The organism is Pseudomonas sp. G7(2022) (genome assembly GCF_052660475.1).
In genome coordinates, this window is record NZ_CP109659.1 from 623,825 (window position 1) to 646,222 (window position 22,398).

General features: G+C 60.7%; 17 protein-coding genes. 11 read left to right on the forward strand and 6 right to left on the reverse strand.

From position 1 onward, the window contains the following. Positions 1-106 precede the first annotated feature (106 nt). From rpsF to dnaB, 5 genes are all read left to right on the forward strand, one after another. On the forward strand, positions 107-535 hold the full coding sequence (gene rpsF, locus NE357_RS02705) for a 30S ribosomal protein S6 (RefSeq protein ID WP_007950702.1): 429 nt from the start codon (positions 107-109) through the stop codon (positions 533-535). A gap of 28 nt (positions 536-563) precedes the next feature. Further along, a complete protein-coding gene (rpsR, locus tag NE357_RS02710; protein ID WP_002551829.1) occupies positions 564-794 on the forward strand; it encodes a 30S ribosomal protein S18 in 231 nt (76 codons plus the stop codon). Positions 795-831: 37 nt separating this feature from the next. After that, on the forward strand, positions 832-1,722 hold the full coding sequence (locus NE357_RS02715) for a hypothetical protein (RefSeq protein ID WP_169428619.1): 891 nt from the start codon (positions 832-834) through the stop codon (positions 1,720-1,722). A 19-nt stretch (positions 1,723-1,741) separates the two neighbouring features. Further along, entirely contained in the window at positions 1,742-2,188 is a 447-nt protein-coding gene (gene rplI / locus NE357_RS02720) for a 50S ribosomal protein L9 (RefSeq protein WP_169428620.1), read from the forward strand. 119 nt (positions 2,189-2,307) lie between these two features. Further along, the gene (gene dnaB, locus NE357_RS02725; protein WP_085711165.1) at positions 2,308-3,705 is read left to right on the forward strand and encodes a replicative DNA helicase; all 1,398 of its coding nucleotides are present in this window, start codon (positions 2,308-2,310) and stop codon (positions 3,703-3,705) included. A 9-nt stretch (positions 3,706-3,714) separates the two neighbouring features. Here the strand turns inward: dnaB and NE357_RS02730 are convergent, their stop codons facing one another. Continuing rightward, complete coding sequence (locus NE357_RS02730) at positions 3,715-6,294, reverse strand: hypothetical protein (protein ID WP_169428621.1); 2,580 nt, start codon at positions 6,292-6,294, stop codon at positions 3,715-3,717. Between the two features lie 161 nt (positions 6,295-6,455). On the opposite strand from NE357_RS02730, the gene NE357_RS02735 reads away from it, so the two are divergent. The 4 genes from NE357_RS02735 to NE357_RS02750 all read left to right on the forward strand — a co-directional run bounded on the left by NE357_RS02735 (position 6,456) and on the right by NE357_RS02750 (position 15,723). Continuing rightward, a complete protein-coding gene (locus NE357_RS02735; protein WP_169428622.1) occupies positions 6,456-8,768 on the forward strand; it encodes a YgiQ family radical SAM protein in 2,313 nt (770 codons plus the stop codon). Between the two features lie 211 nt (positions 8,769-8,979). After that, a complete protein-coding gene (locus tag NE357_RS02740) occupies positions 8,980-12,255 on the forward strand; it encodes a transglutaminase family protein (RefSeq protein WP_169428623.1) in 3,276 nt (1,091 codons plus the stop codon). Between the two features lie 88 nt (positions 12,256-12,343). Further along, the gene (locus NE357_RS02745; RefSeq protein ID WP_169428624.1) at positions 12,344-14,830 is read left to right on the forward strand and encodes a circularly permuted type 2 ATP-grasp protein; all 2,487 of its coding nucleotides are present in this window, start codon (positions 12,344-12,346) and stop codon (positions 14,828-14,830) included. Further along, positions 14,830-15,723, forward strand: a complete 894-nt coding sequence (locus tag NE357_RS02750; protein ID WP_169428625.1) for a transglutaminase family protein — start codon at positions 14,830-14,832, stop codon at positions 15,721-15,723. Before NE357_RS02745 ends, NE357_RS02750 begins: the two co-directional genes overlap by 1 nt. A gap of 118 nt (positions 15,724-15,841) precedes the next feature. Here NE357_RS02750 and NE357_RS02755 read toward each other — a convergent pair whose 3' ends face one another. Both NE357_RS02755 and NE357_RS02760 read right to left on the reverse strand, forming a co-directional pair. Next, positions 15,842-16,030 carry a hypothetical protein gene (locus tag NE357_RS02755; RefSeq protein WP_169428626.1) on the reverse strand — a complete coding sequence of 63 codons (189 nt, stop codon included), beginning with the start codon at positions 16,028-16,030 and terminating at the stop codon, positions 15,842-15,844. Between the two features lie 68 nt (positions 16,031-16,098). Next, the gene (locus NE357_RS02760; protein ID WP_169428627.1) at positions 16,099-16,686 is read right to left on the reverse strand and encodes an LOG family protein; all 588 of its coding nucleotides are present in this window, start codon (positions 16,684-16,686) and stop codon (positions 16,099-16,101) included. A 339-nt stretch (positions 16,687-17,025) separates the two neighbouring features. On the opposite strand from NE357_RS02760, the gene azu reads away from it, so the two are divergent. Further along, entirely contained in the window at positions 17,026-17,472 is a 447-nt protein-coding gene (azu, locus tag NE357_RS02765; RefSeq protein WP_065258792.1) for an azurin, read from the forward strand. 54 nt (positions 17,473-17,526) lie between these two features. Here the strand turns inward: azu and nadE are convergent, their stop codons facing one another. From nadE to NE357_RS02780, 3 genes are all read right to left on the reverse strand, one after another. Further along, entirely contained in the window at positions 17,527-18,354 is an 828-nt protein-coding gene (nadE, locus tag NE357_RS02770) for an ammonia-dependent NAD(+) synthetase (RefSeq protein WP_169428628.1), read from the reverse strand. Positions 18,355-18,358: 4 nt separating this feature from the next. Further along, entirely contained in the window at positions 18,359-19,582 is a 1,224-nt protein-coding gene (gene pncB / locus NE357_RS02775) for a nicotinate phosphoribosyltransferase (protein WP_169428629.1), read from the reverse strand. A 107-nt stretch (positions 19,583-19,689) separates the two neighbouring features. Then, on the reverse strand, positions 19,690-20,595 hold the full coding sequence (locus NE357_RS02780; protein WP_169428630.1) for a LysR family transcriptional regulator: 906 nt from the start codon (positions 20,593-20,595) through the stop codon (positions 19,690-19,692). Between the two features lie 161 nt (positions 20,596-20,756). Between NE357_RS02780 and amaB the strand changes: the two genes are divergently transcribed. Continuing rightward, positions 20,757-22,247, forward strand: coding sequence for an L-piperidine-6-carboxylate dehydrogenase (gene amaB / locus NE357_RS02785; RefSeq protein WP_169428631.1), 1,491 nt, complete (start codon positions 20,757-20,759; stop codon positions 22,245-22,247). Positions 22,248-22,398: the final 151 nt, after the last annotated feature.

A 22,398-nucleotide genomic window follows, 5' to 3' on the forward strand; every position in this document is an offset into this window, starting at 1 on the left:
TGTGACGGCAGGCACGCATGTGCCCCGCGCCGGCAAGTCCATAAGTGTCATTCACTCCTTGTCTGACCGTTTTTGAGCGGCAGGCTACAACCCGTAAGGAGCATTCATGCGTCATTACGAAATCATCTTTCTGGTCCACCCTGACCAGAGCGAGCAAGTCGGCGGCATGGTTGAGCGTTACACCAAGCTGATCGAAGAAGACGGCGGCAAAATCCACCGTCTGGAAGACTGGGGCCGTCGTCAACTGGCCTACGCAATCAACAATGTTCACAAGGCTCACTACGTGATGCTGAACGTTGAGTGCACCGGCAAGGCCCTGGCCGAGCTGGAAGACAACTTCCGCTACAACGATGCTGTGATCCGTAACCTGGTCATCCGTCGCGACGAAGCCGTTACCGGCCAGTCCGAGATGCTCAAGGCTGAAGAAAACCGCAGTGAGCGCCGTGAGCGTCGCGAACGTCCTGAGCACGATGGCAGCGCCGATGGCGATGACAGCGATAGCGACAGCGACAACAGCGATAACGCTGACGAGTAATCCACGGACCTTTTAAGGAGCCTATCAAATGGCACGTTTCTTCCGTCGTCGTAAATTCTGCCGCTTCACCGCTGAAGACGTGAAGGAGATCGATTACAAAGATCTCAACACTCTGAAAGCCTACGTATCCGAGACCGGCAAAATCGTTCCAAGCCGCATCACCGGTACCAAAGCTCGTTATCAGCGTCAGCTGGCCACCGCTATCAAGCGCGCCCGCTTCCTGGCCCTGCTGGCCTACACCGACAGCCACGGCCGCTGAGACCGGGTAGTCGACAAGTAAGTAAGGGATCGAATGCATGCGTGCCTTGGCTGAATTCATCATGCGGGGGCGTATGCAGGCCACGCTGGTCGTGGCCGGATCTGCGGCATTGCCGCTGTTGTTCTGGTTGAGTGCCGCTGCAGGTTGCCTTGTGCTCCTGCGGCGCGGTTCGGACGCCTTGAGCGTCCTGGGTGTGGGAGTGCTGTCAGCGTTGGTGAGCTGGTACTACCTGAAAGACCCGACGGCACTGATTGTGCTGCTCGGGGCTTGCGGTCTGGCGCTGGTTTTACGCGCCGAACACACCTGGAATCGCGTGCTGCTGGTCAGCGTGGCCGTGGGATTGTTGATTGCCGTGAGCCTGGGATCCGTTTTCGGTTCCTTCACCGAAGCGCTGGCGCAGACGTTTGAACAAGTCTTGCCGCTGGCGATGGGTGAGGTCTACGAGAAATTCTCGGCAGACCAGAAGGCGATTCTCACGGGATTGGCGGTTCCACTGTCGATCATCTCGACAGCGGTGTCGTTGCAGGTTTTTAGCGTGCTGTGCCTGATTCTTGGGCGCTACTGGCAGGCGTTGTTGTATAACCCCGGCGGTTTCGGTCGCGAGTTTCGCGCCATCCGACTGCCGAAAGGCGTTGCGCTGTCGCTTCTGGCCGTCATGTGTGTGGCACCGTTCTTCGGTCTGCACGCACTGGTTCTGTTGCCGTTGTGCAGTGTGCCGCTGTTCTTCGCTGGTCTGGCTCTGGTTCACGGGCTGGTGGCGCAGAAACGGCTGGCCGGTTTCTGGCTGGTGGGGATATACGTCACGCTCGTGCCTTTCATGCACTTGCTCGGTCCGTTGCTTGTGGTCTTGGCCATTGTCGACAGCCTGATTGATTTTCGCGGTCGTCACGTGTCGAAAGACACCGATAACGCGAACGGTGAAGGTTAAAAGTTAAGAGGATTTCCACATGCAACTGATCCTTCTGGAAAAAATCGCCAACCTGGGCAACCTGGGCGACAAAGTAAACGTTAAGGCCGGTTACGGCCGTAACTACCTGCTGCCTTTCGGCAAAGCCACCGCTGCGACCGCTGCCAACCTGGCTGCGTTCGAAGAGCGTCGTGCTGAGCTGGAAAAAGCTGCCGCAGACCGTAAAGCATCGGCTGAAAGCCGCGCTGCCCACCTGGCCGAGCTGGAAGTGACCATCACTGCCACCGCTGGCGACGAAGGCAAGCTGTTCGGTTCGATCGGTACTCACGACATCGCTGACGCACTGACCGCCTCCGGCGTTGAAGTGGCGAAAAGCGAAGTTCGTCTGCCGAACGGCACCATCCGCAACGTGGGTGAATTCGACGTGGCTGTGCACCTGCACGCCGAAGTTGAAGCCACCGTGCGCGTTGTCGTGGTAGCAGCTTAAGCAACACCTGATCGACTGGCGGCTTGTTCGCCAGACGGTTAACATCGGGCACGATCCTGTCTTCAGGTCGTGCCCTTTGTCTTTCTGCAATCCCTGCTTTTCCTGAATAAAAAGTGGCCATGAACGAAATATCCGCTCCCGAGCAATACGATCTGCAAACCGCCGCGCTGAAGGTGCCGCCGCATTCCATCGAGGCCGAACAGGCCGTGCTCGGTGGTCTGATGCTGGACAACAACGCCTGGGAGCGCGTGCTCGATCAAGTCTCCGACGGCGATTTCTACCGGCATGACCACCGTCTGATTTTCCGTGCGATCGCCAAGCTGGCCGATCAGAACTCGCCGATCGACGTCGTGACCCTTGCCGAGCAACTGGACAAGGAAGGTCAGACCTCGCAAGTCGGCGGCCTGGGCTACCTCGGCGAACTGGCGAAGAACACGCCGTCCGTCGCCAACATCAAGGCCTATGCGCAGATCGTCCGCCAGCGTGCGACGTTGCGTCAGTTGATCGGCATCAGCACCGAAATTGCCGACAGCGCCTTCAACCCTGAAGGTCGTACCGCCGAGGAAATCCTCGACGAAGCCGAACGGCAGATTTTCGCGATTGCCGAGGCCCGGCCAAAAACCGGCGGCCCGGTGGGCGTGAATGACCTGTTGACCAAGGCCATCGACCGTATCGACACCCTGTTCAACACCGCTGACTCGATCACGGGCCTGTCCACCGGTTACACCGATCTGGACGAGAAGACCAGCGGCCTGCAACCGGCCGACCTGATCATCGTCGCCGGTCGTCCGTCGATGGGTAAGACGACTTTTGCGATGAACCTGGTGGAAAACGCCGTGTTGCGCAGCGACAAGGTGGTGCTGGTGTACTCCCTCGAGATGCCAGGCGAATCGCTGATCATGCGTATGCTGTCGTCCCTTGGGCGTATCGACCAGACCAAAGTGCGTTCCGGCCAACTGGAAGACGACGACTGGCCGCGTCTGACTTCGGCGGTCAACCTGCTCAACGACCGTAAACTGTTCATCGATGACACCGCCGGTATCAGCCCGTCGGAGATGCGTGCCCGGACCCGGCGTCTGGTGCGCGAGCACGGCGACATCGGCCTGATCATGATCGACTACCTGCAGCTGATGCAGATCCCTGGCTCCAGCGGTGACAACCGGACCAACGAGATTTCCGAGATCTCCCGATCGCTGAAAGCCCTGGCCAAGGAATTCAACTGCCCGGTGGTGGCTCTGTCGCAGCTCAACCGCTCCCTGGAACAGCGCCCCAACAAGCGCCCGGTGAACTCCGACTTGCGGGAATCCGGAGCGATCGAGCAGGACGCCGACGTGATCATGTTCGTGTACCGGGACGAGGTGTATCACCCGGAAACCGAGCACAAAGGCATCGCCGAAATCATCATCGGCAAACAGCGGAACGGCCCGATCGGCTTCATCCGTCTTGCCTTTATCGGCAAGTACACGCGCTTCGAAAACCTCGCGCCGGGCAGTTACAACTTCGACGACGATGAGTAACGCGATTGATCACGTCAGGTGATCAAACAGTTTCTGGGCAACTCGCGGACTGATGAGTTCCCGCCAGATCCGCTGGTGGGGTCGGCCAGCCTGTGCTTCGCGCTGTTGAAACGCGCTGCCGAGCTTGCTTTGTCCCAGGGTTTTCATGTGTGCACCCTTGAGCGTGTAGTCCAGCGCCGCGCGATCTTGCCTGTCGTAGTGAAAGTGGGCCTCCCACAATTGCGAATTGTCTGAACGGTCGTTGATCGAGTAGACATCGAGGAATGACTTGTCCCTTCCCTTGCCCATTTGTTTGCGTTCTACCGTTTTCACGACTGTCAGCTGTGAGTGATCGAGCAGGAAGTTCAGGCGCAGTACATCCAGGACATCCTTGTTTTTGTACATCCGTATCAGAATGGACTGTCCTTCGGTCTCCATTGATGTCGCGGCGGTTCTGAGCCGACTGATCAATCCGCTGACCTCGGCGTCTTCTGTCACCCGATCAGTGGCCTCCAGACGTTGCGCCAGATCCCTGAAACGATCCGTCTCTGCGCCCAAAAATTCGACGATATTGGTCGGATTGGCTTTGCGGGCTTCCATGATCCGGGCCTGGGTTACGTATTCATTCACGCGTTGAAGGGATTCAGTCGCGTCGCTCACAAGTTGTGGTCTGGGTGTGAGCGCGACGGCGGGGCGAACCTGTTGCCACTCACCTTCGATGTTCTCGTAGCGTTGAGGTGGCTGGTGCGGCTTGAAAAGATCGGGAACCTTGAGAGTAATGCTGCCATCCGCTGCTGTGTCCTGCTCCCCCACCAGAACCCGGTAAGTGCCATGGTGGCGTGTCCGGAACAGTTTTCGCGGGGCGGTTGCCTCGGCCCCCGCAGCGGACTGCTCCGGAAGAAAATCGAAATCGATGTCCTGATCGTAAAGAGGTAATTGGCTGTTGCTGTCGACCTGTTCATGGATTGCGTTCAGGCGGTTGTCGATTTTCGTTTCGAACACATGCATCAGGGACAATGCATGGCTGACATATTGCGCCTTGACCGGATCCGCTGAAGTATCCAGAGATTCGAACCAGGCTCTGTCACTCCTGATGTTTTCCAGCGTCAAATGCAGCGCCAGCGCTTCGGAGTCACCATAGACTTCGGGCAAATCCTTTTTCAACAGGTGCAAGGCCATTGCACTGCGCATGCCGAGAGGCGACGGATTTTCGGGGTCGTCGGAAATCAGGCGCAGGCAGATGTTGTATTGATTGGAATGGATCTGATCTACGGTGGGTACTCCACGGTTCATATCGTCCAGATCTGATGTTGCACTACGGTCGGCTTTGCGAATCTGATCCATGACATCCTGGCGGTCATTCATGATCTTCAGCTTTTTGTTGAGATGGGCAAAATTGCTCTTTAGCGACTCGACCGTTATTGGATGTCTGGTCGGATAGGCCCTGTGATCCATCGCGGCAATCAGCTTGTTGAGGTAGTCGACTCTGTTCAACTGTTGAGTATGCAGTTCGCTTTTGTAGAGCCCGCCGGCCTTCAGCAGGATCAACCAGTCCTTGTTGTCGATCAGTGACTTGACGTATTCGGCTTGCATTCTTGTGTGCTTGATGATGTGCACTTCAAGCCTGATCATCGCCTCTTTCTCTGCCTGGCTTCCCTCAGGAAGATCTCGGGCACTGTCCCAGAGTTCTCCATAGCGCTTGTTGGATGTGACTAACGCCTCGAAGGCGTTTCTGATGGGCTCATATTTTTGAAGCAAATAGGCTTTGCTGTCCTGAGTCTGTGCAGTACGACGCATGCCTCCCTTGAGTCCATCCAGACTTGTTGTCCAGATGCCATCGGAATTGCGGGTGATGGCCAGCGTTTCACCGGATCGGCTTGCGCGATAGATATTTTCGCTGTCGGCGGCGACCGGGTCCTTCGGATTGACGACGCGCCAGACATTGCGCTGGGGAGATGAAGCGTCAACGTCGCGCATCACCTGATGGGCATGGTTCTCGATGATGACGTAGCGCTTGCCTTCAAAACGATGCAGGCCGTCGCTGTCCGGGTCTGCTCCGGAGAAGTCCAGAGGCGTCCTGAAATTCGCCAGCCGGCTGGCGGAGAGTGGGAGTGGGCTCTTTTCGAAGTCGATCAGCGGATGCCATCGGTTGCTATCGGGATCATGGAAGAGAATCGGGCCGGAGGGCCTTGATTCACTTCCCAGTCTGGCCCGGTAGAGGGCAGTGTCGGGATCCAGGCTGATCTGCAGGATGCTGCCATCGTGCATATCGACGAACTGCCGGCCCTTCAACCTTCTGAATCCTGATGCGTCGGCGACCGGCAATCGGATGTTCGGGCCGACCCTGTAGGCTTCAAGTAAGGGTGGTGCGGGTATTGCGGTCGGGTATGAATGAGTTTCGCTGACACTCACCGAAGGCGCTTGAGAGATCATGTCCGGGTCTGTGCTGTCCGGGATTCTGTCCGATGTCTGTCCATTGATGAGGCTGTGCTCGGCAGGACGGATAGCGTGCGAGGCGTCGTGCCGTGGCAGGTGGTCATGGTTTGATCGCAAAGGCGGGTTATGCACCTCGACGGTGGTTACGCTTCTTGACGGTGGTTTTGCAGGCATCTTTATTCATCCTTGAATAAGTTGAAGGGCATCTTTTGGAGCCGGTGTGTGGCCGGTGGGACAAAGGGGAGAGAAACCGACCACGGCCGTCGGAATTGGTCAAAATTTGTGCTATATTCCGCGCCCGCGAAATTCAATGAAAGCCAACACCGGTTATCGACATGCAAGCAGCCAAGCCGTTATTTGACTATCCAAAATATTGGGCCGAATGTTTCGGGCCAGCGCCGTTCCTGCCGATGAGCAGGGAGGAGATGGATCAGCTCGGCTGGGATTCCTGCGACATCATCATTGTGACGGGAGATGCCTACGTCGATCACCCGTCGTTCGGCATGGCGATCATCGGCCGGCTGCTGGAGTCGCAAGGCTTCCGCGTCGGGATCATCGCGCAGCCGAACTGGCAGTCCAAAGACGACTTCATGAAGCTCGGCGAGCCGAATCTGTTCTTCGGCGTCGCGGCCGGCAACATGGACTCGATGATCAACCGCTACACCGCGGACAAGAAAATCCGTTCCGACGACGCCTATACCCCGGGTGGCATGGCCGGCAAGCGTCCGGATCGCGCGAGCCTGGTCTACAGCCAGCGCTGCAAGGAAGCCTACAAGCACGTGCCGATCGTGCTCGGCGGCATCGAAGCCTCCCTGCGCCGCATCGCCCACTACGACTACTGGCAGGATCGCGTGCGCAACTCGATCCTGATCGACGCCAGCGCCGACATCCTGCTGTACGGCAACGCCGAGCGGGCGATCGTTGAAGTCGCCCAGCGTCTGTCCTACGGTCACAAGATTGAAGACATCACCGATGTGCGCGGTACCGCATTCATCCGCCGTGATACGCCGGCAGGCTGGTACGAAGTCGACTCCACGCGCATCGACCGTCCGGGCAAGATCGACAAGATCATCAACCCGTACGTCAACACCCAGGACACTCAGGCTTGCGCGATCGAGCAGGAGAAGGGCCCGGTTGAAGACCCGCAGGAAGCCAAGGTCGTGCAGATCCTGGCCAGCCCGAAAATGACTCGCGACAAGACCGTGATCCGCCTGCCGTCGATGGAAAAGGTGCGCAACGACCCGGTCCTGTATGCCCATGCCAACCGCGTGCTGCACCTGGAAACCAACCCGGGCAACGCCCGTGCGCTGGTCCAGAAGCATGGCGAGATCGACGTCTGGTTCAACCCGCCGCCGATTCCGATGACCACTGAAGAAATGGACTACGTGTTCGGCATGCCTTACGCACGTGTTCCGCACCCTGCGTACGGCAAGGAAAAGATCCCGGCCTACGACATGATCCGTTTCTCGGTGAACATCATGCGGGGCTGCTTCGGTGGCTGCACCTTCTGCTCGATCACCGAGCATGAAGGCCGGATCATCCAGAACCGTTCCGAAGAGTCGATCATTCGTGAAATCGAAGAGATCCGCGACAAGGTGCCGGGTTTCACCGGCGTCATTTCCGACCTCGGCGGCCCGACCGCGAACATGTACCGCATCGCCTGCAAGAGCCCGGAAATCGAATCCGCGTGCCGCAAGCCGTCCTGCGTGTTCCCGGGCATTTGCCCGAACCTGAACACCGACCACTCGTCGCTGATTCAGCTGTACCGCAGCGCCCGTGCGTTGCCGGGTGTGAAGAAGATCCTGATCGCCTCCGGCCTGCGTTACGACCTTGCGGTCGAGTCGCCGGAGTACGTCAAGGAGCTGGTGACGCACCACGTCGGTGGTTACCTGAAGATCGCCCCGGAACACACCGAGGAAGGTCCGCTCAACCAGATGATGAAACCGGGGATCGGCACCTACGATCGCTTCAAGCGCATGTTCGAGAAGTACACCAAGGAAGCGGGGAAAGAGCAGTACCTGATTCCGTACTTCATCGCCGCGCACCCGGGCACCACCGACGAAGACATGATGAACCTGGCCCTGTGGCTCAAGGGCAACGGCTTCCGTGCCGACCAGGTCCAGGCGTTCTATCCGTCGCCGATGGCCACCGCCACCGCGATGTACCACTCGGGCAAGAACCCGCTGCGCAAGGTCACCTACAAGAGCGACGGCGTGACCATCGTCAAGAGCGAGGAGCAGCGCCGTCTGCACAAGGCGTTCCTGCGTTATCACGACCCGAAAGGCTGGCCGATGCTGCGTGAAGCGCTGATCCGCATGGGCCGCGCCGACCTGATCGGGCCCGGCAAGCACCAGTTGATCCCGACGCATCAACCGGCCACCGACAGCTACCAGAGTGCCCGTCGCAAGAACTCGACGCCGGCCGGCAGCCATAAAGTGGCGAAGGACGTAAAAGAGAAGACCACCAGGATCCTCACCCAGCACAACGGCCTGCCACCGCGCGCCAGCGACGGCGGCAATCCCTGGGACAAGCGTGAACAGGCCAAGGCCGCGGCATTCGCCCGCAACCAGCAGGCCGCCAAGGAGCGCAAGGAAGCCGCGAAAGGCAAGGGACCGAAACCGGCACGCAAGCCGGTCGTACCGCGCTAAAACGCACTTGAGCTGAACAGAACGCCAACCTTCGGGTTGGCGTTCTGCGTTGTGCCTCGCAACATTTGCGTGCAACTGTGCCAAACCATTTCACCGCATCGCCCGATTTTGGTGCTGTACTGCCCTGAGCATTCCGGGAAAGCGCCCAAGCCTCTGCATGGCATAAGTCTTGCGCGCTTTCGAATACGCTTGGGCTCGCAGGAGGCACGCCGTGTCGATTCATGTCGCATTGCATCACGTCACGCATTACCGCTACGACCGCGCTGTCGAACTCGGCCCGCAGATCGTGCGTCTGCGCCCGGCTGCCCACAGCCGCACGCGGATTTTGTCTTATTCACTGAAAGTCTCCCCCGAGCAGCACTTCATCAATTGGCAGCAGGACCCTCAGGGCAACTACCTTGCACGGCTGGTGTTCCCCGAGAAAACCGCCGAGCTGCGGATCGAGGTCGACCTGCTGGCCGAGATGGCGGTGTTCAACCCGTTCGACTTTTTCCTTGAACCCTATGCCGAGAAAATCCCCTTTGCCTACGCCGCCGATGAGCGCAAGGAACTGGCGCCGTACCTCGAAACCCTGCCGCTGACGCCGACATTCAAGGCCTATCTGGACGCCATCGACCGTACGCCGCTGCCGGCCGTGGATTTCCTGGTAGCGCTCAACCAGCGTCTGAGCGAAGACATCAATTACCTGATCCGCATGGAGCCGGGTGTACAGACCCCGGAACATACCCTCGAACACGCCTCCGGTTCCTGCCGCGATTCGGCGTGGCTGCTGGTGCAACTGCTGCGCAATCTCGGGCTGGCAGCGCGTTTCGTTTCCGGTTACCTGATTCAGCTGACCGCCGACGTGAAAAGCCTCGACGGCCCGTCCGGCACCGAAGTGGATTTCACCGACCTGCACGCGTGGTGCGAGGTGTATCTGCCGGGAGCGGGCTGGATCGGTCTCGATGCGACGTCGGGGCTGTTCGCCGGGGAAGGGCATATCCCGTTGGCCTGCAGTCCCGATCCGTCCTCCGCGGCGCCGATCAGCGGTCTGGTGGAGCCTTGCGAATGCGAGTTCAGCCACGAAATGTCCGTGGAGCGGGTCTGGGAAGCGCCACGGGTGACCAAGCCTTACACCGATGAACAGTGGCTGGCGATCCAGGCCCTGGGCCGGCAGATCGATGCCGACCTGCTGGAAGGCGACGTGCGCCTGACCATGGGCGGCGAACCGACCTTCGTGTCCATCGACGACCCGGACGGCGCCGAATGGAACACCGCTGCGCTCGGCCCAGACAAGCGCCGGCTTTCCGCCGAGCTGTTCCAGCGCATGCGCAAACACTACGCGCCAAAAGGGCTGGTGCATTTCGGTCAGGGCAAGTGGTATCCCGGAGAACAACTGCCGCGCTGGTCGCTCAATTGCTACTGGCGCCGCGACGGCGTGCCGATCTGGCACAACAACGCACTGATCGCCGACGAGCAGCAGGATTACGGCGCCGATGGCGCACTGGCCGGACGCTTTCTGGCGAGTGTCGCCGAGCGCCTGAAACTGCCGACACGTTTTGTGTTCCCGGCCTACGAAGACAATTTCTATTATCTCTGGCGCGAGGGCGCCTTGCCGAGCAACGTCAGCGCTGAAGACTCGCGTCTGGAGGAACCACTGGAACGTGCGCGACTGCGCAAGGTGTTCAGTCAGGGCCTGGACAAGATCATCGGCCAGGTGCTGCCGCTGGCGCGCACCGCCAAGGGCGATCAGTGGCAGAGCGGGCGCTGGTATCTGCGCGATGAGCATTGCCGGCTGGTGCCGGGGGATTCACCGCTGGGCTATCGCCTGCCGTTGGGTTCACAGCCCTGGGTGAAGGCGACGGAGTATCCGTTCATTCATCCGAACGATCCGAATCAGGATTTCCCCGAGTTGCCCGAAACGACGCAGCTCAACGATCACCGTGAGCCGGCTCCGGTGGACGAACGTGCACCGAAGATCGACGAGTCCGCTGATTGGCTGACCCGCACCGCCTTCTGCGCCGAGGCCCGGGAAGGCCGGTTGTACCTGTTCATGCCGCCGCTGGAGCGGGTCGAGGATTATCTGGAACTGGTCGCGGCCATCGAAGCCACCGCCGAGGAGCTGCATTGCCCGGTATTGCTGGAAGGCTATGAGCCGCCGAGCGATCCGCGTCTGAGCAACTTCCGCATCACCCCGGATCCTGGCGTGATCGAGGTCAACGTGCAGCCGTCGGCGACCTGGGACGAGTTGGTCGAACGCACAGAGTTTCTGTACGAAGAAGCGCGCCAGACCCGGCTGTCCACCGAGAAGTTCATGATCGACGGGCGCCACACCGGTACGGGCGGCGGAAACCATTTCGTGCTCGGCGGCGCGACGCCGGCGGACTCACCGTTTTTGCGCCGCCCGGATCTGCTGCGCAGCCTGATCAGCTACTGGCACAACCATCCATCGCTGTCCTACCTGTTTTCCGGTCTGTTCATCGGCCCGACTTCGCAGGCGCCGCGAGTCGATGAAGCGCGCAACGACGCACTGTATGAGCTGGAAATCGCCTTCGCGCAAATGCCCGCACCGGGAGAAGAGTGCGCGCCATGGCTGGTGGATCGGCTGTTGCGCAATCTGCTGATCGACGTCACCGGCAACACCCACCGCGCCGAGTTCTGCATCGACAAGCTGTATTCACCGGACGGCGCCACCGGGCGCCTCGGTCTGCTGGAGTTGCGCGCGTTCGAGATGCCGCCCCATGCGCGCATGAGTCTGGCTCAGCAGCTGTTGTTGCGGGCGCTGGTGGCGCGGTTCTGGCGCGAGCCTTATGCACCGCCGAAACTGGCGCGCTGGGGTACCGAGTTGCATGACCGTTTCCTGCTGCCGCATTTCATCGAGCAGGACTTCGCCGACGTCATCGTCGAGCTCAACAACGCCGGTTACCCCCTGCGTGCCGAATGGTTTGCGGCGCATCTGGAGTTTCGCTTCCCCAAGGTCGGTGATTACGCCGTCAACGGTATCGAACTGGAGTTGCGCCAGGCCCTTGAGCCCTGGCATGTGCTGGGTGAGGAGGGCGCGGCGGGCGGCACGGTGCGCTACGTCGATTCATCGCTGGAGCGTTTGCAGGTCAAGCTTACGGGGCTGCCGCCGCAGCGCTATCTGCTGACCTGCAACGGTATCCCGGTGCCGCTGCAACCGACCGGGCGGGTCGGCGAGTTTGTCGCCGGCGTGCGTTTCCGCGCCTGGCAGCCGGCCAACTGCCTGCAACCGACGATCCCGGTGCATGCGCCGCTGGTGTTCGACCTGCTCGATACCTGGATGCAGCGCTCGCTGGGCGGCTGCCAGTACCACGTTGCCCATCCGGGCGGACGCAATTACGAGACACTGCCGGTCAACGCCAACGAAGCGGAGAGCCGGCGCATGGCGCGTTTCTTCCGCATCGGACATACGCCGGGGAAACTTCCGATACCCAATGTCGAAACGAACGACGAACTACCGATGACACTCGATTTACGACGTTTCTGAATCAGGCACGACGCCCGGATTTTTCGTATATCCGGGCGTCATGTGCCTGCGTTAGTCTGACCGTTCCTTGCTGGCTGCCGAGCTTTCCATGCCTGACCTGCTTGACCGCTACCCGCTGACGGCGGGCACCTATCACGAACTGCTCGACGACAGCGGAGCGGTGCGTCCGCACTGGCAGCGGCTGTTCGACCAATTGCAGCGCAGCACCCCGGCGCAACTGGTGCAGCGTCAGGCGCTGCTGACCCGACAGATTCAGGAAAACGGCGTCACCTACAACGTCTATGCCGATCCCAAGGGGGCGGATCGTCCCTGGGAGCTGGATCTGCTGCCCCACGTGATCGCCGCTGACGAGTGGCAACAACTGTCGGCCGGGATCGCCCAGCGCGCACGCTTGCTCAATGCGGTGCTGGCGGATCTGTACGGCCCGCAACAGTTGATCCGCGAAGGGCTGCTGCCGGCAGAACTGGTGTTTGGCCACAACAACTTCCTCTGGCCCTGTCAGGGCATCGCGCCGCCGGACGGGGCCTTTCTGCACCTGTATGCGGTGGATCTGGCGCGCACGCCGGACGGTCGCTGGTGGGTGACTGCGGATCGTACCCAGGCGCCATCCGGTGCCGGTTATGCACTGGAAAACCGCACCATTGTGTCCCGGGCCTTCCCCGAGTTGTACCGGGATCTGAAGGTGCAGCACCTGGCCGGATTCTTCCGCACCTTGCAGGAAACCCTGGCCCGTCAGGCCCCCTGCGACGATGACGCGCCGCTGGTGGTGTTGCTGACCCCGGGGCGTTTCAACGAAAGCTATTTCGAACATCTTTATCTCGCCCGTCAGCTCGGCTATCCACTGGTGGAGGGCGGCGACCTGACGGTGCGTGATGCCACGGTCTACCTGAAAACCCTCAGCGGTCTGCGTCGGGTCCACGCGATCATGCGTCGGCTCGACGATGATTTCTGCGATCCGCTGGAACTGCGTACGGATTCGGCGCTGGGCGTTCCCGGATTGCTCGAGGCCGTGCGTCAGGGCCGAGTGCTGGTGGCCAATGCTCTGGGCAGCGGCGTGCTGGAGTCGCCGGGGCTCTTGGGTTTTTTGCCGAAGATCAATCAGTACTTGTTCGGCGAAGAACTGATCCTGCCCTCCATCGCCACCTGGTGGTGCGGGGAGGCACCGGTGCTGGCCCAGGCGTTGGAAAAACTGCCGGAGTTGCTGATCAAGCCGGCGTTTCCGTCCCAGAGTTTTGCACCCGTTTTCGGGCGTGATCTGAGTGAGAAACAGCGCCAGAGTCTCGCCGAGCGCATGCAGGCCCGGCCTTATGCCTATGTCGCGCAAGAACTTGCGCAACTGTCCCACGCGCCGATCTGGCAGCCCGAGGACGGCCAGTTGCAACCGCGTGCCATTGGCATGCGCATGTATGCGGTGGCCAGTCATGATGGTTATCGGGTGTTGCCCGGTGGCCTGACCCGGGTGGCGGCCGAAGCCGACGCCGAAGTGGTGTCGATGCAGCGTGGTGGCGCGAGCAAGGACACTTGGGTGCTGGGAGACCGGTCGCCAAGCGGCGAGCAGTGGAAGACCCAGCGCAACATCGGCGTGCATGATCTGGTGCGGCGCGATCCCTATCTTCCGTCGCGGGTGGTGGAAAACCTGTTCTGGTTCGGCCGTTATTGCGAGCGCTGCGACGACAGCGCGCGGCTGCTGCGGATCATGCTGGCGCGTTACATCGACGGGGATGATCCGCAAGCCTTGCAGGCTGCCGTGGAGCTCGGCGAGCGCCTGATGCTGCTGCCGGACGAAGGAGAGCTGCCAGAGCGCCTGCTCGCGGCCCTGCTTGGCGAGGACTGGTCGTTCAGCCTGCGCTCCAACCTGCAACGCTTGCAGTGGGCGGCGTCGCAGGTGCGCGGCAAGCTCTCGCGGGAGAACTGGCAGGCGCTGGTGGAATTGCAGCGCGAGGCGACGGAGCTGGACACCGATGAGCCGGACTTTGGCGAGTTGCTGGATTTTCTCAATCGGCTGGTGATGTCACTGGCGGCGCTGTCCGGGTTTGCCCTCGATGACATGACCCGCGACGAAGGCTGGCGTTTCCTGATGATTGGCCGGCGGATCGAGCGCCTGCAGTTTCTCAGCAGCAGTCTTGCGGGTTTCCTGCGCGGCGCCGGGGCGTTCGATCAAGCGGGACTTGAGTGGTTGCTGGAGCTGGGCAACAGCAGCATCACCTATCGCTCGCGTTATCTGGCGGTGGCGCAGTTGATCCCGGTGCTCGACCTGTTGCTGCTGGACGAGCAGAACCCCCATGCGGTGTTGTTCCAGTTGAAACTGGTGACGCGCACGCTCAAGCGTTTGAGCGACGATTTTGATGCGCCTCGGGAGGCCGGGTTGCCGCAACTGGTCGAGCGTCTGGCGCGCTTCGATCTGGGGTGCCTGGAAAACCCCCTGTTCGGCGAATCCAGCGTGCGCGCGGCCCTCGATGGTCTGGCGGATCTGCTGCAAGACATCGCCGACGCCAGCGGCCAGGTGTCCGATCGACTGGCCCTGCGTCATTTCGCCCATGTCGATGATGTCAGCCAACGCACGGTGTCCGTCTGATGAATGCCCACTACCAGATTCTTCACGATACCTGCTATCACTACGACAGCCCGGTCTCCCTGGCGCAGCAACTGGCGCACCTGTGGCCCCGTGAGTGCGCCTGGCAGCGCTGTACCGAACAGCAATTGCTGATCAGTCCGGAACCGACCGCCCGGCGTGACGAGCAGGATGTGTTTGGCAATCCGCTGACACGCCTGGCGTTCGAACGGCCTCACGATGAATTGCAGGTCAACGCCCGGCTGACGGTCGAGGTGCTGGCGCGGCCGGCGCTGGATTTCAATCTGTCCCCGGCCTGGGAGCAGACCTGCAATTCGCTGACCTACACCAGCCAGCCATTGTCCACCGAGCTGCTGGAAGCTTGCCGTTACCGGTTTCAATCCCCCTACGTTCATTTGAAACGCAGCTTTGTCGAGTTTTCCGAAAGCTGTTTCCCGCCCGGGCGACCGCTGCTGCTGGGCGTACAGGCGTTGATGGAAAAGATCTTCGATGAATTCACCTTCGATGCCGAGGCCACGCAGGTCGCGACACCGTTGGTCGAGGTGCTGGAGCGCCGGCGCGGGGTCTGTCAGGACTTCGCTCACCTGATGCTGGCCTGCGTGCGTTCCCGAGGATTGGCGGCGCGCTACATCAGCGGCTACCTGCTGACACGGCCGCCACCGGGGCAACCGCGATTGATTGGCGCCGATGCGTCTCATGCGTGGGTTTCGGTGTTTTGCCCGGTGCTCGGCTGGGTGGATTTCGATCCGACCAACAATGTGCAGCCGGCACTGGAACACATCACCCTGGCCTGGGGCCGGGATTTCTCCGATGTGTCGCCGTTGCGCGGGGTGATTCTGGGCGGTGGCAATCACGACCCGGAAGTCCGCGTCACCGTGTTGCCATTGGAGGAGTGAAGATCAAATGTGGGAGCGGGCTTGCTCGCGAAAGCAATTGTTCAGTCATGAATGTCACGACGCTTTCGCGAGCAAGCCCGCTCCCACAGGGATTGTGTTCAAGGTTTCAGCAATGTGCTCAGGCGTCTGGCGTCTGATCTTTCGGTGCATCAACATCAATTGCATCATCATCGGTCGCCACTTCACCGTCAGGGTTCAGTGCCGCTTCTTCAGCCATCTGTTTCTTGCGCTGAAGCTTTTCCTCTTTCTTCTGTTCCTTGGCCAGGTCACGTTGACGCTTGGCGAAGGAGTAATTGGGTTTGGCCATGGGCGATCCTCTGGGGTCGAAGGTGAGGTTGAGCGGCGCGTATTCTGCCCTGTATCGGTGCCCGGGGGTTAACCGGGTTTCTGGTCGACCCACTTTGGCGTGACGGTCGGCTGCCACTGATCGAGGGCATCGAGCAGCGTTTGCGGCGATTCGCTTACTTGCAGCATGTCACGGTGCGGTGCGCGAACGAAGCCTTCGCCGACGATGTGATCGAGAAATGCCGTGAGTTTGCTGTAGAAACCGTTCACTTCCAGCAGGCCCAGCGGCTTGCCGTGGTAACCGAGCTGGCCCCAGGTCCAGACTTCGAACAGCTCTTCAAGCGTGCCGAGGCCGCCGGGCAGGGCGATGAACGCATCGCTGAGTTCAGCCATCCGCGCCTTGCGCGCGTGCATGCCGTCGACCACTTCCAGGCGCGTCAGGCTCTTGTGGCCGATTTCCTTGTCCATCAGGCTCTGCGGAATGATGCCGATCACTTCGCCACCGGCCGCCAGTGCGGCATCCGCGACGATCCCCATGAGGCCGACAGCGCCACCGCCGTAGACCAGGGTCAGTTTGCGCTCGGCAATGGCTGTGCCGAGGGCGATGGCGGCTTCGGTGTACGCCGGGGTGGTGCCGGCGTTGGCACCGCAAAATACACAAACGGATGTGAGAGACATGCCTTCCTCCTGGGTCAATCCGTCACAGGGTAATGGCTGGCACGCCTTGATCCAAGGGCTAGACTTCGCGTTTCGGGGTTTCATAGGTGCCGCTGGCGCCACAGGCGTAGGCGGCGAGCAGACTGTACAACAGGCTGTTGAGGGACATGACTGATGCTCCAGTTGAGTTGAGCCCTGAAGATACGTCCCGGCCAAACGTCTGGCTGTTAGATTGTTTCGATGAGTGTCATAGCCTGAAAGTTGTATACAATTTTTGACTCAAGTCATAGGAACTTGCGAAGATTTCAGGCAGTCTTTCCACCACTCGTGTTTTTGTTAACCCTGCCTTGGAGATTCACCATGTTTTCCAAAGTTGTTGCGGTATCCCTGCTGGCGCTGGCCAGCAGCCAATTGATGGCTGCCGAGTGCAAAACCACCGTCGATTCCACCGACCAGATGTCCTTCAACACCAAGGAGATCGTGATCGACAAGAGCTGCAAGACCTTCACCGTCGAACTGACCCACTCCGGCAGCCTGCCGAAGAATGTCATGGGCCACAACCTGGTGGTCAGCAAGACCGCTGACATGCAGCCGATCGCCACCGACGGCCTGGCCGCCGGCATCGACAAGAACTACCTGAAGGACGGTGACGAGCGCGTTATCGCCCACACCAAAATCATCGGCGCCGGCGAGAAAGACTCGCTGACCATCGATGTATCGAAACTGGCAGCCGGCACCGATTATGGTTTCTTCTGCTCGTTCCCTGGCCACATCTCGATGATGAAAGGCACAGTGGTTGTGAAGTAAGAAAGCCGCAGGCAAAAAAAGCGTCCCGAAGGACGCTTTTTTCATGCCTGAAATTCAGGGCGCAAACGGCATGACCCGCTTGTGATGAGTCTTTTTGTAGGTGTTGACGATGATGTCGAACGCTTCCTGACGCACCGGCTCGCCGTGCAGGAAGGCGTCGATCTCGGCGTAGGTCACGCCGTGGGAGGCTTCGTCCGGTTTGCCCGGCGACAGGTCTTCCAGATCCGCCGTCGGCACTTTTTCCACCAGCGATTCCGGTGCGCCGAAGCTGCGGGCGATGGCCCGGACCTGGTTTTTCACCAGACCGCTGAGCGGGGCCAGGTCGCAGGCGCCGTCACCGAACTTGGTGAAGAAACCCATCACCGCTTCCGCCGCGTGGTCGGTGCCGATTACCAGGCCATGGGCTGCGCCGGCGATGGTGTACTGGGCGACCATGCGCATCCGCGCCTTGGTGTTGCCGAGCACGAAATCCACCGACACCGCGTGCTTGCCTTCGAAGGCTGCGACTTCGCCGGCCAGGGATTTGACCGCCGGGCCGATGTTGACGGTATGGCGCTCGTCCGGGGCGATGAAGTCCACCGAAGCCTGGGCGTCGTGTTCGTCGAACTGCACGTCGTACGGCAGGCGCACGGCGATGAACTTGTAGGCGCTGTCGCCAGTGCGCTCGCGCAGTTCACGCATGGCGCGCTGGGCCAGCAGGCCTGCAGTCAGCGAGTCGACACCGCCGCTGATGCCCAGCACCAGGGTCTTGAGGCCGGAGTTGACCAGGCAATCCTGGATGAAGGTGATGCGCCGGGCGACTTCGGCCTGAAGGGCATGGTAGTCGGCGAATGGCGGCTGGACCTTGAGCTGTTCAGCAATCTCACGCTGTACGGCTTGCATGAATTCACTCCTTGCTAGATAGGCTGGAAACGGCAGGAACCTGGAAAACGTGTCGCAAATAGGCGACGAAATTCGGGTCTTTGCAGTGGGTCTTGCCCGGCTCGTCGGAGATCTTCGCCACCGGTTGGCCGTTGCACGCGGTCATTTTAAGCACGATGCTCATCGGCTCGACACCCGGAATGTCGCAGGTCAGGTTGGTGCCGATACCGAAGCTGACATTGATCCGGCCCCGCAGCGCCCGGAAGATCTCCAGCGACTTGGGCAGCGTCAGGCTGTCGGAGAACACCAGAGTCTTGCTCATCGGGTCGATGCCGAGCTTGTGATAGTGGGCGATGCATTTTTCGCCCCACAGCACCGGGTCCCCGGAATCGTGGCGCAGACCGTCGAACAGCTTGGCGAAGAACAGATCGAAATCACCGAGGAACGCGTCGGTAGTGATGCAGTCGGTCAGGGCGATCCCCAGCAGGCCGCGATACTCGCGGACCCAGCAATCGAGGGCGGCGATCTGGCTGTCGATCAATCGCGGGCCGAGTTGCTGGTGGGCCATGATCCATTCGTGGGCCATGGTGCCCAGGGGTTTCATGTCCAGTTCGCGGGACAGGTGCACGTTACTGGTGCCGACGAAACGGCCGGGGAAATCGTGCTTGAGCACGTTCACCACTTCTTCTTGCACGCGGTAGGAAAAACGGCGACGTGTGCCGAAATCGGCGACCTGCAACTGCGACAGTTCTTCGGCCGAGGCGTTGGCGGTGAGCCAGTCGAACTTGCGGTAAAGCTGTTCGCGGGCCTGTTCCAGAACCGTTTCGCGGTAGCGATAGCGGTTGCGCACTTCGCTGACGATCGCCAGCAGCGGCACTTCAAACAGAATCACATGCAGCCACGGTCCGCGCAGGCGGATGAACAGCTCGCCGTTCTCGATGCCGGTGTGCAGGTAGCGCAGGTTGAAACGGAACAGACCGAGGAAGCGCAGGAAATCCGGCTTGAGGAACGAGATGCGCTCGAGAAAACTCAACTGATCGGCGCTCAGGCTCAACTCGGCCAGACGCTCGACCTGGAAGCGGATCTCCGCCAGATACGGGCGCAGATCCTCGGCATTGCGGCAACGAAACTCCCATTCGACTTCGACGTTGGGGTAGTTGTGCAGCACCGCCTGCATCATCGTCAGCTTGTAGAAGTCGGTGTCGAGCAGGTTCTGCACGATGCGATCGGCAAACACACTCTCGCTCATAACGGGGTCTCCAGGCGGGCCGCGCGTTGGCGCGGTATCAATCAATGGCGCTAGTGGCGCATATCCGGGGTGGGGATTGCCAGTGATTTTTATCCCGGCACAGCGCCTCAGACCGCATCAGGACTGTCGATCTGCTCCAGCATCCACTTCACGAAATCCCGCACCTTGGGCACTTCCGCCGCGTGTTCCGGGTAGGCCAGGTAATACGCGTCGGTGCTGGGCATGGCGTGCTGCCAGGGAATGACCAGTTTGCCGTCGGCCAATTCCTCTTCCACCAGAAACCTGGGCAGCAGGGCGACGCCGCAGCCGACCTGAGCGGCGCGGATGCACATATAAAAGGTTTCGAAACGCGGGCCGTGGTAGCTGTGTTCGGTTTGGAAACCCTGGCTGTCGAACCAGTCGTGCCACGCTTGCGGGCGCGAAGCATTCTGCAGCAGGACCAGATCGGTGAGTTGCGTTGGATCAGTCAACGGCGTATCGGGCAGGCTGCTCGGCGCGCAGACCGGCACAAGCTCTTCGCCGAACAACTTCAGGCATTCAGTACCGGGGCGTGAACCCTGGCCGAAATAGAATGCCAGGTCGCTGCGCCCTTGCAGCAGGTCATCGGCCTCCTGCTCGTTGCACAGGTCCAGATGAATCGACGGATGGCGCAGGCGCCAGCCCTTGAGGCGCGGCACCAGCCAGCGGGCGCCGAAGGTCGAGGGCGTGGAGACGCGCAGGACTTCGGTCTCGCCACCGTAGGAACGCAGGTAATGGGTCGACATCTCGACCTGGGTCAGGATTTTTCTGACTTCCACCAGATACAGATCGCCGGCCGGGGTCATCTGCAAACGGCGGCGCACCCGGCGGAACAACAAGTGTTGCAACAATTCTTCGAGCTGCGCCACCTGCTTGCTGACGGCGCTCTGGGTCAGGTTCAGTTCCTCGGCGGCCCGGGTGAAACTCAGGTGCCGGGTCACGGCCTCGAAGCACTGCAACGCGGTGATCGACGGCAAGTGGCGTTTGTTCAGCATGGGCGATCCTTTTCTTGTCTTTCTGCGCAGCATGAATAAACGGAATGATATCTCGCGTAAAGGTCGTTTGTTGCACAGCCTTCCTGACGCTACAACTAAAGGCCTGCCCGGTCGTGAAAACGCGCCCGCACACATTCAGTTTTTTGCTTGAGGAGTGACCCATGGTTGCCGCATTGCTTGATCGTCTTGGTGTGAACCCGGCCCTGTACCAGAACGGCAAAGTGCCGGTGCATTCGCCCATCGACGGCAGCCGCATCGGCGCCGTGAACTGGGAAGGCCCGGCCGAAGTGGAGCAGCACATCAGTCGCGCAGATCATGCGTTCGAACAATGGCGCAAGGTGCCGGCGCCGCGTCGTGGTGAGCTGGTGCGTCAGTTCGGTGAAGTGTTGCGTGAATACAAGGCCGACCTCGGCGAACTGGTGTCGTGGGAAGCGGGCAAGATCACGCAGGAAGGCCTCGGTGAAGTGCAGGAGATGATCGACATCTGCGACTTCGCCGTCGGCCTGTCCCGCCAGTTGTACGGCTTGACCATCGCCTCCGAGCGTCCGGGCCACCACATGCGTGAAACCTGGCATCCGCTGGGCGTGGTCGGTGTGATCAGTGCGTTCAACTTCCCGGTCGCGGTGTGGGCGTGGAACACCACGCTGGCGCTGGTCTGCGGCAACCCGGTGGTGTGGAAGCCGTCGGAAAAGACTCCGCTGACCGCGCTGGCCTGCCAGGCGCTGTTCGAGCGCGTACTGAAGAATTTCAGCGATGCCCCGGCGCACCTGAGCCAGGTAATCATCGGCGGTCGCGATGCCGGCGAAGCGCTGGTGGATGACCCGCGTATCGCGCTGATCAGCGCCACCGGCAGCACTCGCATGGGGCGCGAAGTGGCGCCGAAAGTCGCCGCACGCTTTGCCCGCAGCATTCTCGAGCTGGGCGGCAACAACGCGATGATCCTCGGCCCGAGCGCCGATCTGGACATGGCCGTGCGCGCCATTCTGTTCAGCGCCGTCGGCACCGCCGGCCAGCGTTGCACCACGTTGCGTCGCCTGATCGCCCATGAATCAGTGAAAGAAGAAATCGTCACCCGCCTCAAAGCCGCGTACTCCAAGGTCCGTATCGGTCACCCGCTGGAAGGCAACCTGATCGGCCCGCTGATCGACAAACACAGCTTCGAAAACATGCAGGATGCGCTGGAGCAGGCGCTCAGTGAGGGCGGCCGGGTGTTCGGCGGCAAGCGTCAACTGGAAGATCAATTCCCGAATGCCTACTACGTGTCGCCGGCCATCGTTGAAATGCCGGAGCAGAGCGACGTGGTGTGCAGCGAGACTTTCGCGCCGATCCTGTACGTGGTTGGCTACAGCGACTTCGAAGAGGCGCTGCGCCTGAACAACGCCGTGCCGCAAGGCCTGTCGTCGTGCATCTTCACCACCGATGTGCGCGAGGCCGAGAAATTCATGTCGGCGGTCGGCAGCGACTGCGGCATCGCCAACGTCAACATCGGCCCGAGCGGCGCGGAAATCGGCGGGGCGTTTGGCGGTGAAAAAGAAACCGGTGGTGGTCGTGAGTCGGGCTCGGATGCGTGGCGCGCGTACATGCGCCGGCAGACCAATACCGTGAACTACTCGCTGGAGTTGCCGCTGGCGCAGGGCATTACGTTCGACTGATCCCTTCGGTCAAGTGGAGATCCCCATGTGGGAGCGGGTTTGCTCCGGGCGGCGTTCCGACGAAAGCGCTGGGTCAGTCAGCATGGATATTGGCTGATATACCGCTTTCGCGGGCAAGCCCGCTCCCACAGGGTATGCAGTGTTTGTTAGG

Coding starts and splice junctions, on each gene's coding strand:
- nadE (WP_169428628.1), bottom strand. CDS start 18,354: ATGCAAGCCGTACAGCGTGAGATTGCTGAACAGCTCAAGGTCCAGCCG.
- NE357_RS02750 (WP_169428625.1), top strand. CDS start 14,830: ATGAATGCCCACTACCAGATTCTTCACGATACCTGCTATCACTACGAC.
- rpsR (WP_002551829.1), top strand. CDS start 564: ATGGCACGTTTCTTCCGTCGTCGTAAATTCTGCCGCTTCACCGCTGAA.
- NE357_RS02755 (WP_169428626.1), bottom strand. CDS start 16,030: ATGGCCAAACCCAATTACTCCTTCGCCAAGCGTCAACGTGACCTGGCC.
- NE357_RS02780 (WP_169428630.1), bottom strand. CDS start 20,595: ATGCTGAACAAACGCCACTTGCCGTCGATCACCGCGTTGCAGTGCTTC.
- NE357_RS02745 (WP_169428624.1), top strand. CDS start 12,344: ATGCCTGACCTGCTTGACCGCTACCCGCTGACGGCGGGCACCTATCAC.
- NE357_RS02715 (WP_169428619.1), top strand. CDS start 832: ATGCGTGCCTTGGCTGAATTCATCATGCGGGGGCGTATGCAGGCCACG.
- rplI (WP_169428620.1), top strand. CDS start 1,742: ATGCAACTGATCCTTCTGGAAAAAATCGCCAACCTGGGCAACCTGGGC.
- NE357_RS02730 (WP_169428621.1), bottom strand. CDS start 6,294: ATGCCTGCAAAACCACCGTCAAGAAGCGTAACCACCGTCGAGGTGCAT.
- azu (WP_065258792.1), top strand. CDS start 17,026: ATGTTTTCCAAAGTTGTTGCGGTATCCCTGCTGGCGCTGGCCAGCAGC.
- amaB (WP_169428631.1), top strand. CDS start 20,757: ATGGTTGCCGCATTGCTTGATCGTCTTGGTGTGAACCCGGCCCTGTAC.
- rpsF (WP_007950702.1), top strand. CDS start 107: ATGCGTCATTACGAAATCATCTTTCTGGTCCACCCTGACCAGAGCGAG.
- NE357_RS02735 (WP_169428622.1), top strand. CDS start 6,456: ATGCAAGCAGCCAAGCCGTTATTTGACTATCCAAAATATTGGGCCGAA.
- NE357_RS02760 (WP_169428627.1), bottom strand. CDS start 16,686: ATGTCTCTCACATCCGTTTGTGTATTTTGCGGTGCCAACGCCGGCACC.
- pncB (WP_169428629.1), bottom strand. CDS start 19,582: ATGAGCGAGAGTGTGTTTGCCGATCGCATCGTGCAGAACCTGCTCGAC.
- dnaB (WP_085711165.1), top strand. CDS start 2,308: ATGAACGAAATATCCGCTCCCGAGCAATACGATCTGCAAACCGCCGCG.